Source organism: Oceanobacillus limi, assembly GCF_900111445.1.
Lineage (GTDB): Bacteria > Bacillota > Bacilli > Bacillales > Amphibacillaceae > Ornithinibacillus > Ornithinibacillus limi.
In genome coordinates this window covers 19,952-45,364 of record NZ_FOHE01000014.1, presented here as the reverse complement: position 1 = coordinate 45,364, position 25,413 = coordinate 19,952, and the positions used below count along the sequence as shown (strand labels likewise).

Below are 25,413 nucleotides of genomic sequence, written 5' to 3'. Positions count from 1 at the left end.
AATTCAATTCATTTAATGGCGTTTATGCATCCATAGTACACCGGATTTCGCTAATCGTGGCAATAATCCAGTAAATGGTTGTTTCATCATATTTCCAAATCCGTCATTCTTTCCTAAGGAACCGAGTGTTCCTTTTAATTTAAGTGGTTTAGGCATCTTAGGCTCATTTCCACTAATTACTGAGGAAAGAATGGTAGCAACCTGTTCACCTTGCCCGCCTGCAAGCTGAGCGCTAGGAGAGTGTTCTGAGGATGCGCAGTCGCCAATAACATAAATATTTTCGTGAGTTGGCACTTGATAAAAATCGTTTAAAACAATTTTTTCTTGATTATCTTTTTCAAATGGTAGTTCCCTTACAAGATAGTTCGGCCTTACACCCGCAGTCCAAATGGTAACATCATTCACATAGCATACCCCATTATTACATACGCCATCTTTTTCCACGTAATCTACATTTGCATGGTGAAGGACTTCTACATCATTTTTTGTAAACCAATCTTCAACATGGGCTTGAATACGAGGGTCGAATGCTCGTAAAACCGATGCTCCTCGATCGAGTAAACGAATATTTAAATCAGATCTACTTTCGCGGATTTCTGAAGCAACTTCAATTCCACTCAAACCTGCTCCAACAACGGTAACTTTACCATAGGCCTTTAAATTACCAACGGCGACACTGGCTTTTCTAGCGCTTGCAAGGCTTTGAACACTTTCTGTGTATTTCATTGCGCCTTCTATCCCGTGATAATTGTCTTCACATCCCAGTGCAATAATTAAGTAATCGTACGTTACTACTTCACTAGTATCAGTGAACAGTATTTTGCGTTCTTCAATAAGTATCGAATTGATTTCTGCAAATACATATTTTATCCGATCATCAGTAGGGAATTCCATACGGACTTCTTTATCCGCGACTGTCCCGGCTGTAATGGCATAAAATTCCGTTTTTAAAGAATGATATGGGTTTCGATCTACTATAGTAATTTGTACATCTTCTGGCAAAGTTTGATTTAATAATCCAGTAGCAACCTTTAATCCCCCGTAGCCACCACCTAAAATAACGATATTTCTCATGAAATAACCCCCATCCCTGTTGAAAAAATAGTGTCAGTAACCGGGCATACCGTAAACGCTTACTAACTTCCCCTTTATACAGATTACCAAAGAAATAGCAGGAAGACTAGACATAGTTCATAAATTATTTTGCTTCATGGTAAAAATATTTCATTATTATTCACTTTTTGGAAATACTACCAAATGAAAATATACATATGGAAAATAGGAGGAATAGAAATGACAAAACGCTTCATGCTAACGTTGGCTTTTACATTGATTTTCGGAATGACATGGCAGGGTTCACAGGCTCTTGCAAATGAAGATCAGGAAGCTGGTTTGTTCGATTTTTTTAAAAAAGATGAGGAACAAAAAGAAGATCAAAAAGACAAACATGGCCACCTAAAAAAACATGAAGGCTGGTTGAAGATGCAAGCTGAAGAGCTTGGTATAGACCCTGAAGGGAAAGACCTAAAGGAGCTTGCAAAAGAAGTTAAAGAAGTAAAGTTGAAGGAAGCGGCAGAGCAATATGGAATTGATTCAGAAGGAAAAGATTTAAAGGAGTTAGGTAAGGAAGTACATCATGCTAAGGTAAAAGAAAAGGCAGAAGAGTTAGGGATTGAGACAGAGGGGAAAGAGCCGAAAGAATTAGCTGAAGAAGTTTATGATGCGAAGTTAAAGCAAAAGGCGGAAGAGCTGGGTGTAGATACGGAAGGGAAAGACCAAGATGAACTACGTAAAGCAGTAATGCAAGCACAGCTTGAACAAGAAGCAAAAGTATATGGTGTAGATACAGATGGGAAGGATACCCATGAAATTGTACAAGAAATCCATGAAGCTAAGATATATAATTCGGCTGTTCAACTAGGAATTGAAACGGAAGGTAAAGATGCAAATGAATTATTAGATGAAATATTTGCTGAGCATGTAGATAAAGCGAAGGAATTGAAAATTTTCCCTTTTGAAGAAAATAAAGAGGACTTCTTTTGGGGACATCATCATAATCATGGGTAAGGAAGGGCCGGGAGACTGGCCCTTCCTATTGTTCCTTCTTTAATATCTAAATTCGGCTTCGACTTGTGCTGTGATTTGCATTTGACCAGCTTCAATTGGGGTTGTTGTGTTTTCGGTTGATACCCCTAACACCATTGGACGTGGTCTGCCATCCTCTCGTGTTGGTACTTCATTTAACTTAAACGGTACGGCACGAATGCTTACCCCTATCTCCTGTGCGATAATACTAGCTTTTACCTGAGCCTTTTCTACAGCTTTTTTTAATGCCTCTTCATAGAATTGTTCTTTATTGGCAACCGTTATTTGGACATTTCGAACGGTATTTGCCCCATTTTCAACAGCTATGTCTACGATCGTCCCCATTCTGTCAACAGGTTCAATAATTACTTGTAATAGATTTGTTACTTGGTAGCCGCGGAATAACTGCTCCCCTTCTTTATAGTCATAATTCAAATTTATCCGATAATCAAACGTCTGAATGTTTGTACGTGGAACATTTTGTTGAAGAAGTGCGTTGATGACGTTTGTTGCATTTTCCGCATTCTTCCTTTGTGCTTGACTCAAATTTTTATCCTCCGTAACAACACCTAATAGAGCAATCGCTCGGTCAGGTTCAACAGAGATCATTCCTTCCCCAACCACATTTATAGAATGATTGGTTTGCTGCGTGTTTGAGTTGGAACGTATGTAAGGATGAGAATAATACATCATTATCACCTCGCTTTCATTTTCTACTTTATTCAGCGATAGATGGAATCATTCTTATGGAGTACGAGAATCCCCAATAATAATATTTACTGTTATACGATCGATTGAATTATTTTCAGAGAAGGAGGTAATGGTCGACTGTAATTAGGTGAAATAGATGCGCTTTGACTAGTATGGAAGTGGTTGAAAATGATGTTATACAAGAAGGGATCTCGTGTCACATACTGTGATGGTTGTAGTCATTGGTGTTATACTGGACAAAAAGAGGAGGAATTAGGATGGCTGAGAAGATTGTTCATGCGATTCAAGATGATTATTCCGACGACTATTCATGGTGTTATGGATGTGGAAAGTTGAATGAAGCAGGGCTAAAGCTTCGAACGGGTTGGGATGGAGAGAAAACAATGACAGTTTACCAACCAAGAAAGGAACATATGGCGATTCCGGGGTTTGTATATGGTGGACTAATTGGATCACTGGTTGATTGCCATGGTACGGGGTCGGCAGCGTTGGCCTTGCATCGTAAAAATGGACATGAACCTGGTGATGGAGTGGAACCACCTCGATTTGTAACAGCCTCCTTGCATGTGGATTATATTCGTCCTACACCACAAGGGACTCCGTTAACAGCAGTTGGTACGGTTGAAGAAATTCATCCAAAGAAATGGAAAGTAATTACAGAAGTATACGCAAAAGGAGTTTGCTGTGTAAAAGGAGAAGTTATTGCAGCTGTGATGCCGGAAACATTTACGAAATAGTTAGAAAAGGTGTGGTAGACTAATATGAAGCAAAACCTATTTATCAATGATTTTAAAATAGAAGCGGAACAAATAATGCATCAATTCGTAGAGAAGGATGGGCGAAAGGTAAATAAGCTAACAATTGATTTTATCGTATCACATGAAGACTATCATGATGTGACAACCCTATTATATAAAAATAACTTTGATGTAAAAGTTCCAGATTCTAATCTCAGCTTTCAAGCGAAAATTAGTAATTACGCTACATCAATTACCAATCTATACGAAGAAAACAGCAAAGGAACCTTCCATTTAGAACTACAAGAAATGTAAGAAAAGGTGCCAGGCACTTGTCGGATATTCGACAAGTACCTGGCACCCTTGCTGAACAAAGGGGGATTAGATGAATCAATTAACGATGTCGGCATTGTTAGATGTTATTGGGGAGTTATTTTCAGATGAGATTTCAATAGCTGTATCAAATACGAAGGAGTATGTTTATTATCGGCCCAGCAAGCGTGTAGACTTAAAGATTAGGTCAGGTGATACAGTAAAAAAGGGAACAATCGCCTATAAGGCCATAGATTCCGAGCAAAAAGTTTCGGAGTTTATTGATCGCAATATATTTGGGGTGCCATATCATGGTATGGCAGTTCCGTTTCATAATGATGGAAAGCTAGAGGGATGTGTTACAGCAATATATCCAGCGTTTACAGAGGGGAAATCGGTTGTAACGTTAAAAACGCAGGATGGTTGGAAACCTATCCCTTTTCAAGAAGTGCATTATATTGAAGTGAAGGATCGAAAGACACATGTCGTATCGAACGGATTTGCTGGTACACATAAAAATTCGCTACAAGAATTTGAATATCTTTTACCACCAGATATGTTTGTTCGTTGTCATCGTTCTTTTATCGTAAATGTCCATCAAATAATGGAAATACATCCAGATACACATTCAACATTTATTTTAGAAATGAATGATGAAACAAGAATTCCAGTAAGTCAATCTTATTCCAGTTATTTCCGAAAATTACTTGGTTTTTAACATTTATCCTGTATATAACTGGCAGGCAACGTCCTGTCGCTTTATCGGCGCTAGCACGCCTTATGCACTTTATGCTGTTTTATCCGTTATATATCGTTGCTCAAACGAAAATTTTCTTAAATACTCCTCTTTCTCCTATCTCATCATTACATACGTTAAAATAATTCTAAACTGTATGAAAAGAGGGATGGGGCATGGAGAAAAGTTATGATCGCATTCAAGACCCTCGATTACAGGATCGAGTTGTTACTGCAGAAGAAGCGGCATCATGGATCCAGGATGGTATGACTTTGGGGTTAAGTGGATTTACTCGTGCAGGTGATGTGAAAGCGGTGCCAACAGCGTTGGTAGAACGCGCAAATAAAGGAGAAGAATTCAAAGTAAATGTGTTTACTGGTGCTTCCCTAGGATCTGATGTGGATAAAATGTTTGCTGAGGTTGGAATTATCAACAAACGATTACCTTTCCAAGCAGATCCGACAATGAGAAAGAAAATAAATGCTGGGGATCATTTATTTGTCGATCATCATTTATCACATACATCTGAACTTCTAAGGGCAAAAGTGATCGAAACAGTTGATTATGCAATTTTGGAAGCGATTTCTATTACGGAGGATGGAATGATTATCCCATCTACCTCCATTGGAAATTCATTGGCTTTCGCTGAGAATGCAACTTCTATTATTGTGGAAATTAATACGGCGCAACCAGAATTGCTAGAAGGGTTACATGATTTATATAGTCCTGGAAAACAGGGGCAGCGTGATCCGATTCCCTTAACCAAAGCGGATGATCGTATTGGTGTAAAGGGAATACCAATTGATTCGCAAAAGATAAAAGGGATTGTGTTCACCAATCAAACCGATTCTCCATCAACCATTGTACCACCAGATGAAGAAACGAAAGTTATGGCGGACCATTTATTAGAATTTCTGCGTAAGGAAATAGAAGCAGGAAGACTAACAGAGAAACTAGCACCATTACAATCAGGTATTGGTTCGGTAGCAAATGCGGTCCTTCATGGAATGGTAGATTCGGAGTTTAAAGATTTGGAAGTGTATTCAGAGGTATTGCAAGATGCAGTATTCGATTTAATCGATGCTGGAAAAGTCAGCTTTGCTTCGTGCTGTTCGATTACATTATCCGAACCAAAAATGAAGCAAGTGTTTTCTAATTTCGAAAACTACCGACATAAATTGTTGATGCGACCTCAAGAAATTTCGAATCATCCAGAGATCATTCGTCGTCTTGGTCTTATTTCCATTAACACGGCTTTGGAGTTTGATATTTACGGAAACGTGAATTCGACTCATGTTACTGGTACAAAAATGATGAATGGAATTGGAGGATCTGGTGACTTTGCACGAAATGCTCGATTAGCGATCTTTGTTACAAAGTCAATTGCTAAAAATGGGGATATTTCTAGTATTGTTCCATTTGCTTCTCACATCGATCATACCGAGCACGATGTGGATGTTGTTGTGACCGAACAGGGTTATGCGGATCTTCGTGGTTTAGCACCAAGGGAACGTGTTCCACTAATTATTGAGAATTGTGCACATCCAACCTATCGTGCGCAGCTTTGGGAATATTACCAAGAGGCACTTGAACGGGGTGGGCAGACTCCGCATGTGCTGGAAAAGGCATTCTCTTGGCATGATCGATTTATGAAGGAAGGTACCATGCGCGAAGTGGAGAATGCAAATCAATTGAAGTAACTTCTATAATTGTATGGGGGTACAATTATGGAATCGAAGTTGGGCAGGATTGTTGAAAGCTCTGCAAAAGTTGGCTTGTTCAACAAAGGGATTTATATATAACGTTAAAACATAGGTGCCAGGCACTTGTCGAATTATTCGACAAGTGCCTGGCACCTGCTATTATCCAAGTAAGACTTTCTTAGCTTCTTCACGGTGTTCTTTGTCACTCAATACAAATAAAGTATCTCCATGTTTGATCACGGAATTCCCGGTTGGGGTAATTAACTTTTTCCCTCTAGTGATCCCTATAATTAGCGTATCGTCTGGTAATTCTAAATCGGTAAGTGCAATACCGACGGCAGCATTTTTCTTCGTTAAGGTTAGCTTCATAATTTCAGATTCCGTAGTGCCTAAGTGGATAAGCTCAAGACTAGGAATGGCAGCATCTTCTTCATTAATCGTAAGCCCTAGCTTTGTTGCCAACCAGGATAACGAAGTGCCCTGTACTAAAGCTGAAAAAAGCACAACGAAAAATACAGCATTAAACATTAAATTACTATTTTCTAAACCAGCTAGAACTGGATACGTAGCAAGTACGATCGGTACAGCACCTTTTAAGCCAGCCCAAGAAATAAATAATTTTTCCTTTACATTAAATTTCATGATTACCATACTAATGAAAATCGCAATTGGTCTTGCAACAAACATTAAGATAATTGCTAACAAGATACCTTCCCAAACAACATCAAGTAATTCGGTCGGGAATACTAAGAAACCTAACAAGGTAAACATAACAATTTGCATCATCCATGCGAAACCTTCGTTAAAGCGAATAATGGTAAATCGATAGGTTAGATCATTATTGCCAACAAATACAGCCATTACATATACAGCGAGTAATCCACTTCCACCTAAATAATCGGTGACTGCATAGGTGAAGACCGCAGCACCCATGGCTAAAACCGGATACAAACCTGAGGTATCAAGCTTAATATGGTTAATAATAAATACAGTAATTTTTCCTAGTAAGAGACCTAGTATAAGTCCTAGCCCCATTTGAATAAAAAAGCTTCCGATTGCAATCCAAATCGAACTGTCTGGTAGTTGAATTAATTCAATTAAAGCTACAGTAAGGAAAACAGCCATTGGGTCGTTCGAACCAGATTCAGCTTCCAGTGTAGCAGTAAGACGCTGATTGAAATTCTTATTACCTAGAACCGAAAAAACAGCGGCAGCATCCGTAGAACCAACGATTGCTCCAAAGAGTAGTCCCTCAAGCAAGGAGAAGTCGAGAATGTACATGGCTGCTAAACCAGCAATTGCGCTAGTAAGTAATACCCCAAGTGTTGCTAGTACACTAGCCGTACCAATTACAGGACGTATATTTTCCCATTTTGTTTGGGTACCACCATCAAATAGGATGATGATTAGTGCCATAATCCCAATTAATTGTGTAAGTTCAACATTATCAAAATACAAATAATTATTAAGGATCATACCCCCAATAAGGAACAAAACCAATGCAGGTAGCCCAAGTCTTGTGGAAAATTTCGTTGCTAAAACACCAGTTAATAACATGACAGCAAATAAAAATAGTAATGAACCGATTGATATATCCAAACAGAACAACCTCTCTGAGAGTGCAAAAATAATTCTTACCTTTATTTTAGCGATAATTCATGAAAAAATAAATTAGAATGCTACGTTTATCTTTTCATAATTAGTTTAATCATGTGACAGGTGTGAAACAATTAACGTATAATATAGAGCTGACGTTAGATTGAAGAAGGGGTTTTCCATGACTAAAACAAATGCATTACCTTTTACGGTATCCAAAACAGAAAATTTTTTCGACCGACTAGGTGACTACGTTGGCGACGTTTTTTATGACATATTGCCTGGAAAAGGCTATGAATTGCGGGATGAACAAATTTTTATGGCTTTTCAGCTAGAACAGGCATTTAAACATAAACGAACCATTTTTGCAGAAGCGGGAGTCGGAACAGGTAAAACGTTTGTCTATCTTCTTTATGCAATTTGTTATGCACGTTACAAAGGGCGTCCCGCGATTGTTTCCTGCGCTGATGAAACCTTAATCGAGCAGCTTGTAAAAAAAGGTGGAGATATCGAAAAGTTAGAACAAGCATTAGGGTTAACTATTGATGTTCGGCTAGCAAAGGCAAGAGAAAATTATGTTTGTGTCCGCAAGCTCGATACACTCGTTGATAAAACAAATGATGAAGACGTGATCCGTGTACATGACCAAGTGCCTGATTACGTATTCGACAATAGCGCCTCCAAAAAGTCGTTTGAGCGCTATGGGGACAGGAAGGAGTATCCGTGGGTATCCGATGAAACATGGGAGAAAATAGCTTGGGACCCTTTGCAGCAATGCTCAACATGTGATTGGAGACATCGTAGTGGACAAACACTGAATCGGGAATATTATCGACATGCACAAGACTTAATTATTTGCTCGCATGATTTTTATATGGAACATGTGTGGACAAAGGATTCTCGAAAACGAGAAGGTCAAATTCCGTTGCTTCCAGAAGCAAGCACGGTGATTTTTGATGAAGGACATTTATTGGAGTTTGCTGCCCAAAAAGGGTTAACATACCGTTTCAATGTGGAAACATTAGAAAAAGTACTTACTGGCTATATGGGGCAAGATGTGCGAGAGGAGTCCCTCGTATTGATGGAAGATATTTTAGCGAAACATGATGATTGGTTCGACTTCCTAATTGCATCATCTATCCCGGTTGCGGGTTCGGAACGAAAAGAGCTGCAAATAACCGATGAAATGGTAGAGATGGCTGAGGGATTGTATGAAAAGGTCGAACAATTACTTGATCAACTCGTATTTGATTCGGAAATGTTTACGATTGATGAATACCATATCAAAATAATAGAGGAGTACTTAGAGTTCTTTTTCCATGGACTCTCTATATTCTTAAAAAGTGATGAAGGGATTTTTTGGATCGAAGAAAACGAATCGACGACATCATTAGTAATGATGCCACGTTTAGTAGAGGACGTATTGAAAACGGAAGTGTTTTCCAAGGATATACCATTTGTGTTTTCATCTGCTACACTAGCACAAGATGATGATTTTTCTTATTTGGCTACCAGTTTAGGGATTCAAAGGTATGATTCCTTTACGGTTTCCTCTCCGTTTAATTATGAGGATAAAATGAGAATCTACGGTCATTTGGATGACGGGAATAAGTGGGAAAAGATGAGGGATCAATTGGTTTCCAATAACGGGCGATCGTTAATTTTGTTTTCAACCGCTGAGGAAATGAATGACTTTCGAGCTTGGGCCAAGGAGGAAGATTTTCCGTTTACGATAGTATACGAGGGCGATCAAGAAATTAGTGAAACGGTAAAATCTTTTCAATTGGATGAAAGTACGGTGCTTTGTTCCTACCATTTGTGGGAAGGGCTAGATGTTCCTGGTAAGTCATTAAGCCAGGTAATTATTTCGTCATTGCCTTTCCCTCCAATAGATCCTGTTTTCCAGGCAAAGCGAAAGCATGTTCAACATCCATTGGAGCAAGTGGAACTACCATATATGTTATTGCGATTAAGACAAGGAATCGGTCGTCTTATTCGAACAAGTGAGGACGAGGGGGTTATTCATTTATGGATGACCGAAGAGGAAAGGGAAAACTTTCTTGAGAAAATTTCACCTATCCTTCCCGTTGAGGTGACTTGGCAATAGTCCTGAAAAGGTAACTAGTATCGTATCTAGTTGCCTTTTTTCTGCATGGGAAATTATAAAATAGCCACTTTCCGTGGCAACATGGAGCAACCTGGCATCACCAGGCGCAAAAGGTTTTCGGTGGGACGAGTAACCGCAGTCCCAGTCCGTACGTCTCTGTCAAGGGCGCTTGCGCTTTTCTCTCTTTTTCGACATCTTATTATTTAGTTGTTATACTTGAAAAATGAATCGTTTACATGTAGGCAAGTATTGGAAAAGGTGACATAGATGCGGATCAAAAAAGCTTTAAATAACAATGTAGTTATCACAATAGACACTACGAATAAAGAAGTAATATTAATTGGTAAGGGAATTGGTTTTAATAAAAAAGAAGGGCAGAAGGTAGACCCAGAAGCAGCAGAGAAGGTGTTCCGGCTAGAAGATCAAGCTGAGCAGGATAAATATAAACAATTATTGCCTTATATCGAAGAAGACTTTATACCATTTATGCATGATGTGCTGAGTCATATTGAGAATAAAATGGGGAAAATCGTTAATGAACATATTCACATTGGGCTTACTGACCATATTGCATTTGCTATCAAGCGAGCGAAGGAAGGGATTTTTATAAAAAATCCTTTCTTAGTGGAAACAGAAGCTTTATATCAACAGGAATATTCAATTGCGAAGGATATTATAGAAATGATAAAGGAATATAGTGGAGTAGAGCTGCCAAAAGGAGAAATCGGATTGATTGCTTTACACATTCACAGCTCGGTAACGGATAGAAAAGTGAGTGAGATTAATCAATACTCTGAACTGGTATTCCACCTTATTAAAATGGTGGAAGAAGGATTGGAAATTAAAATTGATCGTAAAACGATCAATTATTATCGGCTTATACAACATATACGCCATGCGATTGATCGTGCAACAAGCGGCAATTACACAAAAGATCAAACTATCTTAGCAAATGTGTTGAAAAAGGAATATCCACTATGCTATAATCTAGCTTGGAAAATCGTTAAGGTAATGCAGAAAACCTTACAGAAACCAGTAGATGAATCAGAGGTAGTTTACTTAACCATTCATTTACAACGTTTAATAGGTTAAAACTTTATATACACTATCTTTACGTGTAACTGATTAAATTCAGGCATGAGTGAAGAAAGATTATGTTAGTAGATGGGATTCTTCTATCCTATTTTAACTATCAGATCTTTTTTTGCTCATGTCTTTTTTGCTTTTTAAGTAATTTACTGGCTGTCGGGAATAAATAACCATATACCTTAACAGAATATAAAATCAAGGAGGAAACAACATGTTTAAAAAGGCTTTTGGTCTATTACAACGGGTTGGTAGAGCATTAATGTTACCAGTATCCGTATTACCTGCTGCTGGGCTTTTACTTGGGATTGGACATGAAAATGTTTTGGATATTCCAATCATGGCTCAAGCGGGAGGAATTGTTTTTGATAATTTGCCATTGCTATTTGCAATTGGTGTTGCAATTGGTCTTTCAGACGGCGATGGTGTAGCTGGTTTAGCAGCAGTTATTGGTTTCTTAATTATGAATGTAACTATGGGGATCATGGCTGAAGCTAGAGGTGTTGAAACAATTGAGATGCTAGGGATCACAACCCTACAAATGGGTGTGTTCGGTGGAATTATTATGGGTATTATTGCATCGATATTGTATAGGCGCTTTTATAATATTCAGTTGCCGCAATTCTTAGGGTTCTTCGCTGGGAAGCGTTTTGTACCAATAATTACAGCAGCAACTGCGGTTTTACTTGGAGTTATTTTCTTTTTCGTATGGCCACCAATTCAAAATGTTATTGACTGGTTCTCTGTATTAGCTACAGAAACAGGTTCAACCATTGCAGCATTCATTTTTGGTTTTGGACAACGTATGTTAATTCCATTTGGATTGCACCATATTTTCTACCAACCATTCTGGTATGAATTTGGTTCTTTTGTTAACGAAGCAGGTGATGTTGTACGAGGAGATATGACACGCTACTTTGCAGGAGATCCAGAAGCAGGTACGTTTATGGCTGGTTTGTTCCCGTTTATGCTATTTGGTTTACCGGCTGCAGCACTTGCTATTTATCACGAAGCGAAGCCGGAAAACAAAGCAAAAGTTGCGGGAATCATGGGTTCTGCAGCATTAACATCCTTTTTAACAGGTATTACAGAACCAATTGAGTTTGCATTTCTATTTGTTGCACCTGTATTATTCTTAATCCATAGTATTTTTGCAGGCTTCTCTTTTGTCATTATGGATTTACTAAATGTTAAAGCAGGTTTCACCTTCTCAGGTGGTTTCATCGACTATGTACTTTACTGGGGACTATCAACAAATGCTTGGTTAATTATTCCGGTTGGTATTGGATTCGCTTTCCTTTACTATTTTGGATTCCGATTTGCAATTCGCAAATTTAACCTAGCAACTCCTGGTCGCGAAGAAGAAGTTGAAGGAGAAGAAGAGGCAGGAGAAGTTGGAGATCTACCATATGAAGTATTAGAAAGTCTAGGCGGAAAAGAGAATATTTCTCATCTAGATGCATGTATTACGCGTCTACGTGTATCTGTCAATGACAAAGATAATGTAGATAAGAATAGACTGAAAAAACTCGGTGCGTCAGGGGTAATGGAAGTCGGAAATAATATTCAAGCTATTTTCGGACCACAATCTGACTCCATTAAAGGACAAATTCAAGATATCATTAGTGGAAAAACACCTCGCGCACGAAAAGAAGAACCGAAACAAGCTGAAGTAACCGTTGATGAGAATGCTGAATTTAACTTAGCAAGCCCTATAAAAGGTAAGCTATTACCAATTACGGAAGTTCCTGATCAAGTATTCTCAGGCAAAATGATGGGAGATGGCTTTGCGATCGAACCAATGGATGATACCGTAGTTTCACCAGTGGACGGAAAGGTAGTAAATGTTTTCCCAACAAAACATGCAATTGGTATTCAATCTGATTCAGGACGTGAAATATTAATTCACTTCGGTATTGATACGGTTAAACTTAATGGTGAAGGCTTTGAATCCTTCGTTGAAGAAGGCGCAGAAATTAAAGCTGGACAAAAATTATTACAAGTTAACCTAGATTATATTAAAGAAAATGTACCATCAATTATCACTCCAATTGTGTTTACAAACCTTCAGGAGGGCGAAGAAATCAAGCTTCTTAAAGAAGGGGAAATTACACAAAGTGAACAAAATATTGTTTCCATTGTAAAGCAATAGCAGGTAGAATGGCTTTAGACTAAAGGGAATCCGATCGATTTGAAATTCTTTTATTAGAATTCGAATTCGATCGGATTTTTTTTGGAGTTTTTTCATGCCAAAGATGTAACTATTTCGCATTAATTACTTTGTTTCTTTAGAAAGTTAGAAGACGGAGGAAAAACTGTGAGGACTAGACAAACAGAATGAGGAACTAAAAACCATGTCCCAGGTGAATGATATCGGCCATTTAGCGGAATGAGGATCCACGTCGTTATTGATGAGGATCGAGGTTCCGTTAAGTGACAAAAAACTAATCAAACAAGGGGTATGAGGATTCTCATTCCACTATTAGAGATAAATCAGTGAATTATGTACTAGAAAAGGGTAAATAAAGGAATGAGGATCCAAAAAGAAGCTCCAGACGAACTACTTCGGCCATTTAGCGGAATGAGGATCCACGTCGCATTTTTCATCAACTGTGAATGGATCTTCAACCATTGATAACTTATGTTTGAAACGCCCTTGTCAAAGTCTATTGAGGAGAAGCTGTGGTTGTAAACTTTAAAAGTTTCGAAAAATATAATTTATTCTTAGCTCTATTATGTTACTATAATATAAAACGATAGAAACAGGTGTTCTTGTGCGAGTTTTTAAAAATAGGTCGTTTACTTTTATTTGGATTGGGAATGCTACTTCGGAACTCGGTGGAGCTTTCGGTACTTTTTGTAATTCCTTATTAGTTTATGAGTTAACTGGTTCAACAATGGCTCTAGGGAGTATGTGGTTACTATACTTTTTACCCTCACTAGTCCTCCAACTTGTGATAGGTCCTTACATTGATAAGTGGAGTAGAAAATGGGTAATGATTATAGCGTTATGGAGTAGGGGGCTAATATTTGTACTTCCTTTACTGGCTCATTTAGGAGATGTTTTAGTACCTTGGCATATTTATGTAGTCCAGCTCTTAATCGGATTGATTACCCCGATTTATGTTCCTGCAAATCAAGCCATACTCCCTACAATTGTACCGCAGAAGCAATTAATACAGGCTAATGCATATGTCGATGGAACGGTTCGGTTGATGACATTTATGGCACCTGTAACGGCTGGGATCGTAATCGAGTATATCGGGATATCAACAACCTTATTTCTAATTTGTTTTCTACTAGTAACAAGTGGGTTTCTCGTATTATTTGTGAACGAAAGAAGGGAAAAGAGCACAATCAGGAAGCGTTGGGTGGATGAGTTTAACGAAGGAATCCGTTACTTTTTTAAACAACGTACAATAGTTTGGTTAGGATTTTTTCTCGCCTTTGTTCAGTTCGGTGTGGGTGTCACCATGGTGATTAATTTACCGTACGTTACAGACATACTGGGTGAAAATTATGCAATGTATGGATATTTTATGGCTGGGTTTCCATTAGGATATGTTGTGGGGACGTTGCTTGTTGGAAAAATATTGGTTTCTAGCAGACGATTAATGATGCTGGGGGCATTAGTAATCGGAGGGTTAACGTACATAAATTTAGGGATTACCCACTCGATTGATTTTGCAATTATCACAGAAACTATTGCGGGTGTCGTTATTGCCTTTTTTAATGTACATAATACGACACTATGCCAGCAAACTGTACCTAATCATTTAATGGGTAAGGTGTTTTCGGTTCGGCTGTTAATTATACGTGGAATGATGCCACTTGGGATTTTGGTTGGTGGTCTATTCAGTGAATGGTGGGGAATTCGCCCATTATATATTCTTATTGGTACAATCATTTGCTTGGTATCTTTCATTGGTATACTGCTACCTTATTTTAAGTTTATGGACCATCCGGTAAAAACTCAAAAGACGGTCTCTTAATAGCAAATATGACATTTGTCATATATAATTCCTGACAAATATGACTTATTTTTAGTGCTGTTTTTTCCTAAAATAAGAGTAATCAGTGAGAAAACTCTCTTTATTAGGAGGAACGTATGAGTAGAAAAAAACAAGCACAACTTCGTAAAAGTGTTTCAAGGTTTGAAAATTCCGATACAAGGGCAAGTATTTTTCAGTTAATAAATACGATACCACCATTTTTCCTTCTTTGGTTTCTGTCCTACCAAAGTCTATCGATTTCTATTTGGCTGTCTCTAATACTTTCGGTTGTAGCAGCAGGCTTTGTTGTTCGTATTTTTATCATCTTTCATGATTGTACACACATGTCCTTTTTCAAAAATAAAAAGGCAAATCGGATTCTGGGCACAATAACTGGTATCATTACGCATTTTGCATTTGAAAAATGGAAACGTGCTCATGCAATCCACCATGCTACAAGTGGCAATTTGGATAAGCGTGGAACTGGAGATGTATGGGTGATGACTGTCGAAGAGTATGTCGAGGCGTCATTTTGGGAGAGGTTAGTATATCGTCTCTACCGAAACCCATTTGTCATGTTTGGACTCGGGCCAATTTATTTATTCTTGATATCAAATCGTTTTAATCGAAAAGGTGCAAAGCGCAAAGAACGTTTTAATACGTATGTAATTAACTTATCTATTTTAGGTATATATGCCATTTTAATTTGGGTAATAGGTTGGCAAGCGTTTGTTGTTGTACAGGCCCCTATTCTATTTATTGCAGGGTTTCTTGGAATATGGTTGTTTTATGTCCAACATCAATTTGAAGACTCTTATTTTGAAAACGAAGCGGAATGGGATTATGTAAAAGCTGCTGTGGATGGGAGTTCCTATTACAAACTTCCGAAGGTGTTAGAATGGATAACCGGAAGCATTGGATACCACCATGTCCATCATTTAAGCCCAAGGGTACCTAATTATCACCTAGAAAAAGCCCATGATTCTACTCCACCACTTCAAAAAGCAACAACAATAACTCTGCTTTCGAGTTTGAAATCAATTCGGTTTCGTCTCTATGACGAAGCAAGTAAGTCATTTATAAGCTTTAAAGAAGTAAAAGCTATTTTACGTAGTAGAAAAAGTAATGTACAAATGAAACCAAACCACCCAAGTTATTAATAAAAATAAATATTTCCCTTTGTTTATTGCGTGTTATGGGTAAAATGCAACGTAACTCAAAGATGATTGTTGGGTGCATATAATGTTACGGAAATACATTTCGCTTTCCGCCGATTGCCTGAGCTTATATATAAAGGAATGAGGATCCACTTCGTCATTGATGAGGATCGAGGTTCCGCTAAATGACAAAAACACAGCCCAAACCAGGTGAATGAGGATCCTCGTTCCTCTATTAGTCATAAATCAGTGTAAATTTTACTAAATATAGGTGAATAAAGGAATGAGGATCCAAAACCATGCTCCAAAAGAATGATATCGGCGATTTAGCGGAATGAGGATCCACCTCGTCATTGATGAGGATCGTGGTTCCGCTATTTTGCCCCTATGATGGATAGATGGATCTTGCATTTTCTCATTGACGGTTTAATTTTGCCGATATCAGCTTATTATTTGGAATACCAATTTTTAAGTTATGACGCATCATACATCAACGGTTCATTAAAATTCTTTCTTGAAAAGAAATATTCTTTTTGAAAACAGGAATTACCCTTCACTGGTGCAGTTGGAGGGTTTTATCTATGTATTCTTTGTTATACTGAATATATACAAGACTTGCAGCGGTTAAGGGAGGTTGGCGAATGCGGAATTGGTATCATATTTTCCCGAAAAATACAGGACTTAGCTTATATGCATGGATCATTTTTTGCCTGCTTCCATTTTACTTTATCATTCGATCATCTGTTGCTGTTGAAATTATCATCGGTATTATTATGATTGTCTTATTCTTTACGACATATAGACTATCCTTCATCAAAAAAGGGTGGACGGTTTATGTTTCGGTAGGAATGGAGATGGCAATCAGCATCGGTATGACATTGTATTTTGGGTACGTTTATTTTGCGCTTTTTTTAGCCTTTTTCATAGGAAATATTCAAAATAAAGCAGGTTTTATCACGCTATATATCATTCATTTAACAACATCAATAGCTGCTGTAACGGTTGGTTTTTTTATTCAAAGCCAATCATTCTTTTCTCAGCTCCCATTTATTGTACTAACCATTATTGGTGTTATCCTTTTGCCCATTAGTTTGTTTAGCCGGAATAGACAAGAAGAGCTAGAAGGTCAGTTAGCAGATGCGAATAAGAGAATTTCTCAATTAATGGTCGTAGAGGAGCGGCAACGTATTGCAAGAGATTTACATGACACATTAGGGCAAAAATTATCGTTGATTGGTTTGAAAAGTGATTTAGCGAAGAAACTCGTAGATATTGATAGAATGAGAACGTTGCAAGAACTAAATGATATCAATCAAACGGCAAGAACCGCTCTTAAAGAAGTTCGAGAACTAGTCTCCAATATGAAAGATGCAAAACTACAGGATGAGGTATTGCGAGTCCAGCAGGTAGTGGAAGCAGCTCAGATGGAATTCAAAGTAATAGGGGAATTGGATCTATCCAATATTCCTTTATTAGTCGAGAATGTACTTAGCATGTGCCTAAAAGAAGCAATTACAAATGTAGTCAAGCATAGTAAAGCTACCTTATGTCAGGTATCATTTGAAAATCGAGAAGGAGAACTCTTGATTCATGTAGAAGATGATGGGATAGGTATTGATAAAGATAAAGAAAACAAAGGACATGGGATTGAAGGAATGCAAGAAAGATTGGAATTTGTAAATGGCAATCTAGATTATTCATCAAATTTAAAGGGAACGAGGCTGACGATTCAGGTCCCAACAATTATTCAAGAATCGAAGGAGGGGTGAGATTGATTAAAATTGTTATTGCAGAAGATCAAGGAATGTTATTAGGTGCGTTGGGATCATTACTTGACTTAGAACAAGATATCGAAGTTGTCGGGAAAGCGAAAAACGGGGATGAAGCTTTAAAGCTGGTGAAGCACTATCAGCCAGATATTTGTATTATGGATATTGAAATGCCAGTTAAAAGTGGGTTAGATGCAGCGGAGGAATTAAGGGACCACCCTTGTAAAGTTATCATTCTTACAACGTTTGCACGATCGGGTTATTTCGAACGAGCACGAAAAGCAAATGTCAGTGGGTATTTATTAAAGGATGGTCCGAGTGAAGAATTGGCAGATTCAATACGTGTTATTATGAATGGTAGGAAAATTTATGCCCCAGAGCTAGTTGATTTAGCTTATGAGCAAGAAAGTCCTCTCACAGACAGGGAGGAGCAAGTTATTAAGTTGATCTCGGAAGGAAAAACGACAAAAGAAATTGCCAAACAATTATTTTTATCAAATGGTACAGTTCGCAACTATGTATCCACGATTTTAGATAAGTTAGGAGTAAGTAATCGGATTGAAGCAATTGCTAAGTCTAAAGAGAAGGGCTGGCTAGAGTGATAAAAAGAAAGGTGAATATAATTAGATAAATTGATTCTTTAAGAAAGGTGAAGCTTCGACTAAATACCAACACGCCTTGTGTTGAACGTCGAAGTCACCCAGTTCTTTGAAATGTTGTCAGCTTGATTATGTTACTCAGAGGATACATTCATATTAGTATTCATCCAAGTCTACAAGCTGATTTCGTGAAGCATTCCGACGGGACGCAAATAAATGTTTCTTAGAAGAAAGATTGCCCCTCCAAACGAAGCTACCTCAACCTTCTCGATCCCTATCCTTACTTATTCAGCAGGAACTTACAGCTTCAATCGTCGGTCTTTTATTTTGTTTTAACCAGATCCAAGAAATGCGTTAATATTTTGGCGGTTAATCCCCATATGACACGATCCTCATATTTGTAAAATAATTCATGAATATGTCGTACTTGCCAGTTATAGTCTTTCCCCCCAACAATTAATTCGTAAGGGAAGTTTTCCTCAGGAATAACTTGGAAGTTTACTTTGTATGACTCTGGTGGAGTGTGCATAAAGTAGTGAAGCGGTACAGTGAAAACTTCCCCTACTTCGGCTTCATTAGGTATGATCATATTAGGATTGGTAATTCTTCCTACAAAAGGATAAATGATTCTCCCAAAATCAGAGACAATATAATCAAGTGGCAGGATATCTTTAATCATTCCTTTGTCTATCCCCAGCTCTTCTGTCGTTTCTCTGACAGCACAATGCTTTGGTGACATGTCTTTTTTATCAATTCTTCCACCTGGAAAACATATATCTCCAGGTTGGCTTCGTAATTTCATGGAGCGTACTTCAAATAATACATGAGTCTCTCGATTTACCTCTACGAGAGGAAGTAATACAGCTGACTTTTTTAGTTCTTCATAACCTAATATGGATGGTTCTCTGTTCTTTAACCTGGAAAGGATGGTTTCGATATCCATTTACTCACCTCCAACAACAAATACTTTCTTCCATTATACCGTTCATTTTGTGGAGATGACCACTCATAAAAATCGAAAATTACAGTATAAAACAATGTAATAAAGGGATTATAAGGATGAGCTATTAGAAAATAGTGGAAAACATGATGAGGAGGAAAGAGATGGGTATATTAAGTGGTAATCCAAAAGATGAGCCAATGCACTATGGTGAGGTATATGGGGTATGGGCTGCAGTACATGCAATGAAAGGGATGGTTGTTGGCCATCAAACATTACGAAATCACGCAGGTGATCAAGATTTAATAAAATTTATGGATGAGGCAATTGATATGGGTAAACAGCATATTCAAGAAATGGAAACACTTTTGAAAGAGAATGGTGTTGGTTTACCTCCTACTCCGCCTGAGCGTCCAAAAGCAGAATTAGAAGATATTCCAACCGGAGCACGTGCCATGGATCCTGAAATTGCGGCAACGTTATCCGCTGATACAGCAGCAGGATTGGTTACATGTAGTCAAGCGATGGGGCAGTGCATCCGGGAGGACATTGCATCTATGTTTGGGCAATTCCATACACAAAAAGCGACGTTTGCAATGAAGCTTCTACGACTTAATAAGGAGAAGGGCTGGTTAGTCCCACCACCACTTCATCAAAATGGAGCAGAAGAGCAATAAAATACTTGTTCATTACAAAGAAAAGCCTTGGATTTCGTAACATGAATACGATAGCCAAGGTTTTTCGTGTTTGGAAAATTGTTATTCCTAATCTAATCCAATGTTGAAATCGTGTCGTTTTAGACATTGACTAAAGGAATGATTTACGCTAAACTATAAACAAAAGTTTAAAAAATAAACAAAAGTTTAGGTGATGCTAGTGACGGAAAATAAGTGGGAGCAATTAAACCACAATGAACAATCTGTAATACGATTAATTAAAAGTGATCCGTTTATCTCTCAACAAGAACTAGCAGGAAAGCTAGAGTTATCGAGGCCGTCTGTAGCTAATTTGATATCTGGACTCGTCAAAAAAGGTTATATACGCGGGAAGGCATATATTTTAAATGAAGAAAATCCCGTTATATGCATAGGCGGGGCTAACGTGGATCGAAAATTTTATATAAACGGTGAAGTTAAATTTGCTACTTCGAATCCAGTTCATTCAACACAAAATGCTGGGGGAGTCGCGCGCAACATTGGGGAAAACTTAGGACGTTTAGGGAAAGAGGTTATTCTAGTTACAGCGGGTGGATCTGATGCGGAATGGACCTTCATTGAGCAAGCATCTTCCCCTTATATGAACGTAGATTATGTAGCTAAATTTACAAAGGAAGCTACCGGGTCCTATACTGCCGTTTTAGATAGGTCTGGTGAGTTAGTTATTGCGTTGGCTGATATGGACATTTATGAACAAATCACACCTGATATTTTAAAAAATCTTGCTCCTCAGATGAGCCAAGCAGCATGTTTGATGGTTGACTTAAATTGTCCAAAAGAAGCGTTAAATTATTTAATTGAATTTTCCCGGAACCAGTCAATTCCCGTTGTGTTCGTAGCGGTATCTGCTCCTAAAATGGAGAGATTGCCGGAGGATTTAAATGGATTAACGTGGCTCATTACGAATCGTGATGAAACAGAGGCCTATTTCTCGATAGAACTTAAATCCAATGATCAATGGAGACAGGCCGTTGAGAAATGGTTATCCCATGGGGTAGAAAATGTGGTTATTACAAATGGAGCTAAAGGAGTCATGATTGGGAATGATTCAGAGGGTATTTATCATATTCCTGCAATCGAGCTTGAAGAAATCGTGGATGTAACTGGAGCGGGAGATGCGTTTTCGTCCGCCATCATCTATGCTTGGCTTGATGGAAAATCGCTTCCTGATAGTGCTAAGGCAGGAATTGCAAATGCAGCAAAGACATTGCAATCTCCTTTTACGGTTAGGCAGAATTTATCATCGGATCAATTATTTAAAGACATGGAGGAATTATCATGAAAAATTATCTTGAATTATCAAAAGAAGTAAGGGAAGCAAAAGAACAAGGGAAACCGATTGTAGCACTAGAATCAACAATTATTTCACATGGTATGCCATATCCACAAAATGTACAAACAGCACGTGAAGTGGAACAAATTGTTCGAGATAATGGAGCTGTTCCTGCTACGATAGCGATTATTGATGGAAAAATTAAAGTCGGTCTTTCCGATGAAGAGTTAGAATCTTTCGGAAATAGTTCTGATATCGCCAAAGCATCTCGCCGTGATTTGCCGTATTTACTAGCGACGAAGCAAAAAGGTGCCACCACGGTTGCTGCTACAATGATTTGTGCTGAACTGGCCGATATTGCTATTTTTGTAACCGGTGGTATCGGTGGAGTACATCGAGGAGCAGAAACTACGATGGATATATCTGCAGATTTAGAAGAGCTCGCAAAAACGAATGTAGCTGTTATTTGCGCTGGTGCTAAATCCATTTTAGATCTTGGCTTAACATTGGAATATTTAGAAACCAAAGGTGTACCCGTTTTTGGTTATCAAACAGATACATTACCGGCATTTTATACGCGTTCGAGTGAGTTTTCCGTAAATTATCGTGCCGACTCCGTAGAAGAGATTTCTACCACATTAAAAGCGAAATGGGATTTAAACCTATCTGGAGGCGCCGTAATTGCAAATCCAATTCCAGAAGAATATGCCATGCCTGAAGATGTGATTAAGCGTGCGATTGATTCAGCATTGCAAGAGGCAGAGGAAAAAGGTATAAAAGGTAAAGAAGCGACACCATTTTTACTAGGAAAAGTAAAAGAATTAACCGGTGGAAAAAGCTTGGATGCTAATATTGCGTTGGTAAAAAATAATGCTGTAGTAGGTACCCAAATCGCTGTAGGTCTAGCTCACTTAAATGAATAGATATTGTAGGAAGCCATTTTGTGAGATGGGAATAAAATAACCGATACTAGGAGAAACTTTTACCATGGATTTCTAGAAAATCCTTCCTAATAAAAAAACGAAGGAGACGAAAAACATGGCAAATGTAAATTTAGCAGTCATTTATTATAGCTCATCTGGTACAAATTATCAGCTAGCGAAATGGGCAGAAGAAGGGGCGAAAGAATCAGGGGCAGAGGTGAAAGTAGTAAAAGTTCCTGAGCTAGCACCTGAAGAAGCAATAGCTCAAAATCCAGAATGGAAAGCACATCACGACGCAACAAAAGATGTTCCTGAAGCGACACCTGATGTTATTGAATGGGCGGATGCGATCATATTTAGTACACCGACACGCTTTGGAAATGTTGCATCGCAAATGAAGCAATTTCTTGATTCGCAAGGTGGGCTATGGGCTTCCGGTAAAACGGTAAATAAAGTAGTAAGCGCAATGACATCAGCGCAAAACCCGCATGGGGGGCAAGAAGCAACAATTCTTTCTTTATACACGTCGATGATGCACTGGGGTGCTATCATCGTTCCTCCTGGCTATACAGACCCGGTTCTGTTTGGTGCGGGTGGTAACCCATACGGTACGAGTGTAACGCAGAGTCAAGATGGAAAAATGGTCGAAGATGTAGAAGCAGCTGTGAAGCATCAAGCTAAACGCACAGTGGACGTTGCAAGTCGTGTAAAAGGGTAAATAATAATTGTAAAATACTTATAGAAAAGGCTAATTGGTTAGCGGACCAGTTAGTCTTTTTGTTTGGTAAGCTGGATGTTTATGGATTGTTTATGCTGTGGTGGTTACAGGGAATTTGATCATAAATTTTCATTTTAGCTCATAAATCGAGAAAATCGCTCATAAAAGAAGACAATGTGCTCCTATTCGACAAAAATCTGATCATAAGCAGTAAAAAAAGCTCATAAAAATATTGTTTGAGATAAATAAATGATTCAGATGACAGAATGAATAAAAGTAAGTAAAATAGATTGGTAAGGAGGAAACGTAACTTATGTCTACGATAAGAAAAAGATCTGCCCAACTATCCGAAAATCCTCTATTTACCAATGTGATTGTCGGCTTAATTGTTGTGAATGCTGTATTAGTGGGGTTAGAAACATACCCTTACTTTATTGATAGATTTAAAGATTGGTTTCTTTTGGTGGACCAAATTCTACTTTGGATTTTCACCATTGAAATCATCATTCGTCTAATCGGAAGTAAATCAATCGGATCGTTCTTTAAAGATCCATGGAATGTGTTTGATTTTGTTATCGTTGCAAGTGGTCACTTATTAGTTGGAGGCCATTATGTAACTGTATTAAGGATTTTACGCGTTCTTCGTGTGCTACGAGCAATTTCTGTAATACCTTCTCTAAGGAAAATGGTTAATGCACTAATCAAAACGATCCCCTCGATGGGAACAATTATGCTTTTGCTTGGAATATTCTTCTATATCTACGCGGTAATCGGTACAATGATGTTCGCTTCCATTGCTCCAGAATACTTTGGTTCATTACACGATTCGCTATTAACGCTATTTCAAGTTATCACCTTAGAATCGTGGGCAAGTGGAGTCATGCGACCGATATTGATTGCTGACCCTGCTTCATGGTGGTACTTTGTCACGTTCATATTGGTTGGATCGTTTGTCATCGTGAACCTATTTGTTGGTGTTGTTGTTGGTAACGTAGAAGAGGCGAATAGAGAGGAAACGCCATCGCCTACCGATATTAAATTAGATGAAGTTCAAAAAGAACTGCAGGAAGTAAAGGAATTATTAAAGGAAAAAAGTAAGCATGAGTCATAACGTAAAGAAGCCACGATTCCAAAATAAAATGGGATCGTGGCTTTCGTTTACTCTTATATTCTTAATCCATTAACTCAGACACAATTTCATAGGAACGTAGGCGGTCTTTGTGATGGTAAATTTGAGAACTAATAATTAATTCATCTGCCGCTGTTTCGTTAATGAAGCTTTCAAGCCCATCTTTTACCATCTCTTTATCCCCAACTATAGTGGTTTTAGAGTCGAGTGTTTCACTCAATGCAGCAATTTCCAGTGGTGAGTATCGCTCTTCTAGGTTACCAACAGGTGGTTGTAGTTTACTTGGATTCCCTTTTCGTATACTTAAAAATTGCTGTTGCTGAGAAGTTGCGATATATTTTGCCTGTTCTTCCGTGTCTGCTGCAATTACATTTACACCAAGCATTACATATGGCTTATCTAGTTGCTCCGATGGCTGGAAGTTATCTCGGTAAAGCTTCAATGCCTGAAATAAATACCCTGGTGCAAAATGACTCGCAAATGAAAATGGAAATCCTTTTTGTGCAGCCAATTGTGCACTAAATCCACTTGACCCTAAGAGCCAAATCGGGACATGCAACCCTTGACCTGGAACTGCTTTTACCCGAGATATTGGTTCATCCGAAAAGTAATCTTGTAGTTCGTTTACTTGCATCGGAAAATCCTCTACACTCATATTTAATGTGCGACGGAGTGCATAGGCAGTAGCTTGATCACTACCTGGAGCACGTCCTAATCCGAGATCGATTCTTCCAGGGTAAAGCGATTCTAAGGTTCCAAATTGTTCGGCAATAACGAGTGTAGCGTGGTTAGGTAACATAACACCTCCAGCCCCAACTCGAATCCGATTTGTCTTTTCGGCAATATGTCCCATAATGACAGAGGTAGCAGAACTAGCGATACCAGGCATATTGTGATGCTCCGCAAGCCAGTATCGATTATATCCCCAATTTTCAACATGCTGCGCTAAATCTACACTGTTCTTAAAGGATTCACTTGGATTGCTTCCCTCATTAATAGGGGCTAAATCCAAAACGGATAAAGGTATATTTTGAAAGGATTTATTCATTTTCTTCACTCCTATAGGATACTTACAATAAGTAAGATTGTTAGTAAATGTAATCTCATTAAAATGATACGACTAA

The 25,413-nt window shown here is 38.3% G+C and carries 22 protein-coding genes; 17 read left to right on the top strand and 5 right to left on the bottom strand.

Annotated features, from left to right (window positions below):
• Positions 1-12 precede the first annotated feature (12 nt).
• Positions 13-1,074: an NAD(P)/FAD-dependent oxidoreductase gene (locus BMX40_RS14135; RefSeq protein WP_090871026.1), complete on the bottom strand. Its 1,062-nt coding sequence runs from the start codon at positions 1,072-1,074 to the stop codon at positions 13-15.
• Between the two features lie 219 nt (positions 1,075-1,293).
• Between BMX40_RS14135 and BMX40_RS14130 the strand changes: the two genes are divergently transcribed.
• Positions 1,294-2,067 carry a hypothetical protein gene (locus tag BMX40_RS14130; RefSeq protein WP_090871024.1) on the top strand — a complete coding sequence of 258 codons (774 nt, stop codon included), beginning with the start codon at positions 1,294-1,296 and terminating at the stop codon, positions 2,065-2,067.
• A gap of 39 nt (positions 2,068-2,106) precedes the next feature.
• Here the strand turns inward: BMX40_RS14130 and BMX40_RS14125 are convergent, their stop codons facing one another.
• On the bottom strand, positions 2,107-2,778 hold the full coding sequence (locus BMX40_RS14125; RefSeq protein WP_244513566.1) for an SIMPL domain-containing protein: 672 nt from the start codon (positions 2,776-2,778) through the stop codon (positions 2,107-2,109).
• A gap of 275 nt (positions 2,779-3,053) precedes the next feature.
• On the opposite strand from BMX40_RS14125, the gene BMX40_RS14120 reads away from it, so the two are divergent.
• The 4 genes from BMX40_RS14120 to BMX40_RS14105 all read left to right on the top strand — a co-directional run bounded on the left by BMX40_RS14120 (position 3,054) and on the right by BMX40_RS14105 (position 6,281).
• Positions 3,054-3,533, top strand: coding sequence for a PaaI family thioesterase (locus BMX40_RS14120; protein WP_090871019.1), 480 nt, complete (start codon positions 3,054-3,056; stop codon positions 3,531-3,533).
• A 24-nt stretch (positions 3,534-3,557) separates the two neighbouring features.
• The gene (locus tag BMX40_RS14115; RefSeq protein ID WP_090871017.1) at positions 3,558-3,848 is read left to right on the top strand and encodes a DUF3219 family protein; all 291 of its coding nucleotides are present in this window, start codon (positions 3,558-3,560) and stop codon (positions 3,846-3,848) included.
• Between the two features lie 70 nt (positions 3,849-3,918).
• Positions 3,919-4,563, top strand: a complete 645-nt coding sequence (locus tag BMX40_RS14110; RefSeq protein ID WP_090871015.1) for a LytTR family DNA-binding domain-containing protein — start codon at positions 3,919-3,921, stop codon at positions 4,561-4,563.
• A gap of 194 nt (positions 4,564-4,757) precedes the next feature.
• The gene (locus tag BMX40_RS14105) at positions 4,758-6,281 is read left to right on the top strand and encodes a succinyl-CoA:acetate CoA-transferase ScpC (protein ID WP_090871013.1); all 1,524 of its coding nucleotides are present in this window, start codon (positions 4,758-4,760) and stop codon (positions 6,279-6,281) included.
• A gap of 162 nt (positions 6,282-6,443) precedes the next feature.
• Here the strand turns inward: BMX40_RS14105 and BMX40_RS14100 are convergent, their stop codons facing one another.
• Complete coding sequence (locus BMX40_RS14100; protein ID WP_090871011.1) at positions 6,444-7,883, bottom strand: potassium/proton antiporter; 1,440 nt, start codon at positions 7,881-7,883, stop codon at positions 6,444-6,446.
• Between the two features lie 178 nt (positions 7,884-8,061).
• Between BMX40_RS14100 and BMX40_RS14095 the strand changes: the two genes are divergently transcribed.
• The 7 genes from BMX40_RS14095 (at position 8,062) to BMX40_RS14065 (ending at position 18,593) form a co-directional block, all read left to right on the top strand.
• Positions 8,062-9,987, top strand: coding sequence for an ATP-dependent DNA helicase (locus BMX40_RS14095; protein WP_090871009.1), 1,926 nt, complete (start codon positions 8,062-8,064; stop codon positions 9,985-9,987).
• A gap of 267 nt (positions 9,988-10,254) precedes the next feature.
• The gene (gene glcT / locus BMX40_RS14090) at positions 10,255-11,079 is read left to right on the top strand and encodes a glucose PTS transporter transcription antiterminator GlcT (RefSeq protein WP_090871007.1); all 825 of its coding nucleotides are present in this window, start codon (positions 10,255-10,257) and stop codon (positions 11,077-11,079) included.
• 208 nt (positions 11,080-11,287) lie between these two features.
• The gene (gene ptsG, locus BMX40_RS14085) at positions 11,288-13,225 is read left to right on the top strand and encodes a glucose-specific PTS transporter subunit IIBC (protein ID WP_090871005.1); all 1,938 of its coding nucleotides are present in this window, start codon (positions 11,288-11,290) and stop codon (positions 13,223-13,225) included.
• 622 nt (positions 13,226-13,847) lie between these two features.
• Positions 13,848-15,065, top strand: coding sequence for an MFS transporter (locus BMX40_RS14080; protein ID WP_090871003.1), 1,218 nt, complete (start codon positions 13,848-13,850; stop codon positions 15,063-15,065).
• 116 nt (positions 15,066-15,181) lie between these two features.
• A complete protein-coding gene (desA, locus tag BMX40_RS14075; RefSeq protein ID WP_090871000.1) occupies positions 15,182-16,225 on the top strand; it encodes a Delta(5) desaturase DesA in 1,044 nt (347 codons plus the stop codon).
• A 638-nt stretch (positions 16,226-16,863) separates the two neighbouring features.
• On the top strand, positions 16,864-17,991 hold the full coding sequence (locus tag BMX40_RS14070; RefSeq protein WP_090870998.1) for a sensor histidine kinase: 1,128 nt from the start codon (positions 16,864-16,866) through the stop codon (positions 17,989-17,991).
• 2 nt (positions 17,992-17,993) lie between these two features.
• Positions 17,994-18,593: a response regulator transcription factor gene (locus BMX40_RS14065; RefSeq protein ID WP_090870996.1), complete on the top strand. Its 600-nt coding sequence runs from the start codon at positions 17,994-17,996 to the stop codon at positions 18,591-18,593.
• A gap of 319 nt (positions 18,594-18,912) precedes the next feature.
• Here BMX40_RS14065 and BMX40_RS14060 read toward each other — a convergent pair whose 3' ends face one another.
• The gene (locus tag BMX40_RS14060) at positions 18,913-19,533 is read right to left on the bottom strand and encodes an NUDIX hydrolase (RefSeq protein ID WP_090870994.1); all 621 of its coding nucleotides are present in this window, start codon (positions 19,531-19,533) and stop codon (positions 18,913-18,915) included.
• A gap of 161 nt (positions 19,534-19,694) precedes the next feature.
• Between BMX40_RS14060 and BMX40_RS14055 the strand changes: the two genes are divergently transcribed.
• From BMX40_RS14055 to BMX40_RS14035, 5 genes are all read left to right on the top strand, one after another.
• Complete coding sequence (locus BMX40_RS14055; protein WP_090870992.1) at positions 19,695-20,207, top strand: DUF3231 family protein; 513 nt, start codon at positions 19,695-19,697, stop codon at positions 20,205-20,207.
• 193 nt (positions 20,208-20,400) lie between these two features.
• A complete protein-coding gene (locus BMX40_RS14050; protein WP_090870989.1) occupies positions 20,401-21,528 on the top strand; it encodes a PfkB family carbohydrate kinase in 1,128 nt (375 codons plus the stop codon).
• On the top strand, positions 21,525-22,442 hold the full coding sequence (locus BMX40_RS14045) for a pseudouridine-5'-phosphate glycosidase (protein ID WP_090870987.1): 918 nt from the start codon (positions 21,525-21,527) through the stop codon (positions 22,440-22,442). The genes BMX40_RS14050 and BMX40_RS14045 overlap by 4 nt, the downstream gene beginning before the upstream one ends.
• A gap of 115 nt (positions 22,443-22,557) precedes the next feature.
• On the top strand, positions 22,558-23,160 hold the full coding sequence (wrbA, locus tag BMX40_RS14040; RefSeq protein ID WP_090870985.1) for an NAD(P)H:quinone oxidoreductase: 603 nt from the start codon (positions 22,558-22,560) through the stop codon (positions 23,158-23,160).
• Between the two features lie 313 nt (positions 23,161-23,473).
• On the top strand, positions 23,474-24,271 hold the full coding sequence (locus tag BMX40_RS14035; RefSeq protein ID WP_090870983.1) for an ion transporter: 798 nt from the start codon (positions 23,474-23,476) through the stop codon (positions 24,269-24,271).
• Positions 24,272-24,332: 61 nt separating this feature from the next.
• On the opposite strand, the gene BMX40_RS14030 is transcribed toward BMX40_RS14035, so the two are convergent.
• A complete protein-coding gene (locus tag BMX40_RS14030) occupies positions 24,333-25,337 on the bottom strand; it encodes an LLM class flavin-dependent oxidoreductase (protein WP_090870981.1) in 1,005 nt (334 codons plus the stop codon).
• Between the last annotated feature and the right edge of the window lie 76 nt (positions 25,338-25,413).

What these genes read in the sequence shown, in the direction of transcription:
- BMX40_RS14135 (WP_090871026.1), bottom strand. Translation starts at nt 1,074, where the DNA reads ATGAGAAATATCGTTATTTTAGGTGGTGGCTACGGGGGATTAAAGGTT.
- BMX40_RS14130 (WP_090871024.1), top strand. Translation starts at nt 1,294, where the DNA reads ATGACAAAACGCTTCATGCTAACGTTGGCTTTTACATTGATTTTCGGA.
- BMX40_RS14125 (WP_244513566.1), bottom strand. Translation starts at nt 2,778, where the DNA reads ATGATGTATTATTCTCATCCTTACATACGTTCCAACTCAAACACGCAG.
- BMX40_RS14120 (WP_090871019.1), top strand. Translation starts at nt 3,054, where the DNA reads ATGGCTGAGAAGATTGTTCATGCGATTCAAGATGATTATTCCGACGAC.
- BMX40_RS14115 (WP_090871017.1), top strand. Translation starts at nt 3,558, where the DNA reads ATGAAGCAAAACCTATTTATCAATGATTTTAAAATAGAAGCGGAACAA.
- BMX40_RS14110 (WP_090871015.1), top strand. Translation starts at nt 3,919, where the DNA reads ATGAATCAATTAACGATGTCGGCATTGTTAGATGTTATTGGGGAGTTA.
- BMX40_RS14105 (WP_090871013.1), top strand. Translation starts at nt 4,758, where the DNA reads ATGGAGAAAAGTTATGATCGCATTCAAGACCCTCGATTACAGGATCGA.
- BMX40_RS14095 (WP_090871009.1), top strand. Translation starts at nt 8,062, where the DNA reads ATGACTAAAACAAATGCATTACCTTTTACGGTATCCAAAACAGAAAAT.
- glcT (WP_090871007.1), top strand. Translation starts at nt 10,255, where the DNA reads ATGCGGATCAAAAAAGCTTTAAATAACAATGTAGTTATCACAATAGAC.
- ptsG (WP_090871005.1), top strand. Translation starts at nt 11,288, where the DNA reads ATGTTTAAAAAGGCTTTTGGTCTATTACAACGGGTTGGTAGAGCATTA.
- desA (WP_090871000.1), top strand. Translation starts at nt 15,182, where the DNA reads ATGAGTAGAAAAAAACAAGCACAACTTCGTAAAAGTGTTTCAAGGTTT.
- BMX40_RS14070 (WP_090870998.1), top strand. Translation starts at nt 16,864, where the DNA reads ATGCGGAATTGGTATCATATTTTCCCGAAAAATACAGGACTTAGCTTA.
- BMX40_RS14060 (WP_090870994.1), bottom strand. Translation starts at nt 19,533, where the DNA reads ATGGATATCGAAACCATCCTTTCCAGGTTAAAGAACAGAGAACCATCC.
- BMX40_RS14055 (WP_090870992.1), top strand. Translation starts at nt 19,695, where the DNA reads ATGGGTATATTAAGTGGTAATCCAAAAGATGAGCCAATGCACTATGGT.
- BMX40_RS14050 (WP_090870989.1), top strand. Translation starts at nt 20,401, where the DNA reads ATGCTAGTGACGGAAAATAAGTGGGAGCAATTAAACCACAATGAACAA.
- BMX40_RS14045 (WP_090870987.1), top strand. Translation starts at nt 21,525, where the DNA reads ATGAAAAATTATCTTGAATTATCAAAAGAAGTAAGGGAAGCAAAAGAA.
- wrbA (WP_090870985.1), top strand. Translation starts at nt 22,558, where the DNA reads ATGGCAAATGTAAATTTAGCAGTCATTTATTATAGCTCATCTGGTACA.
- BMX40_RS14035 (WP_090870983.1), top strand. Translation starts at nt 23,474, where the DNA reads ATGTCTACGATAAGAAAAAGATCTGCCCAACTATCCGAAAATCCTCTA.
- BMX40_RS14030 (WP_090870981.1), bottom strand. Translation starts at nt 25,337, where the DNA reads ATGAATAAATCCTTTCAAAATATACCTTTATCCGTTTTGGATTTAGCC.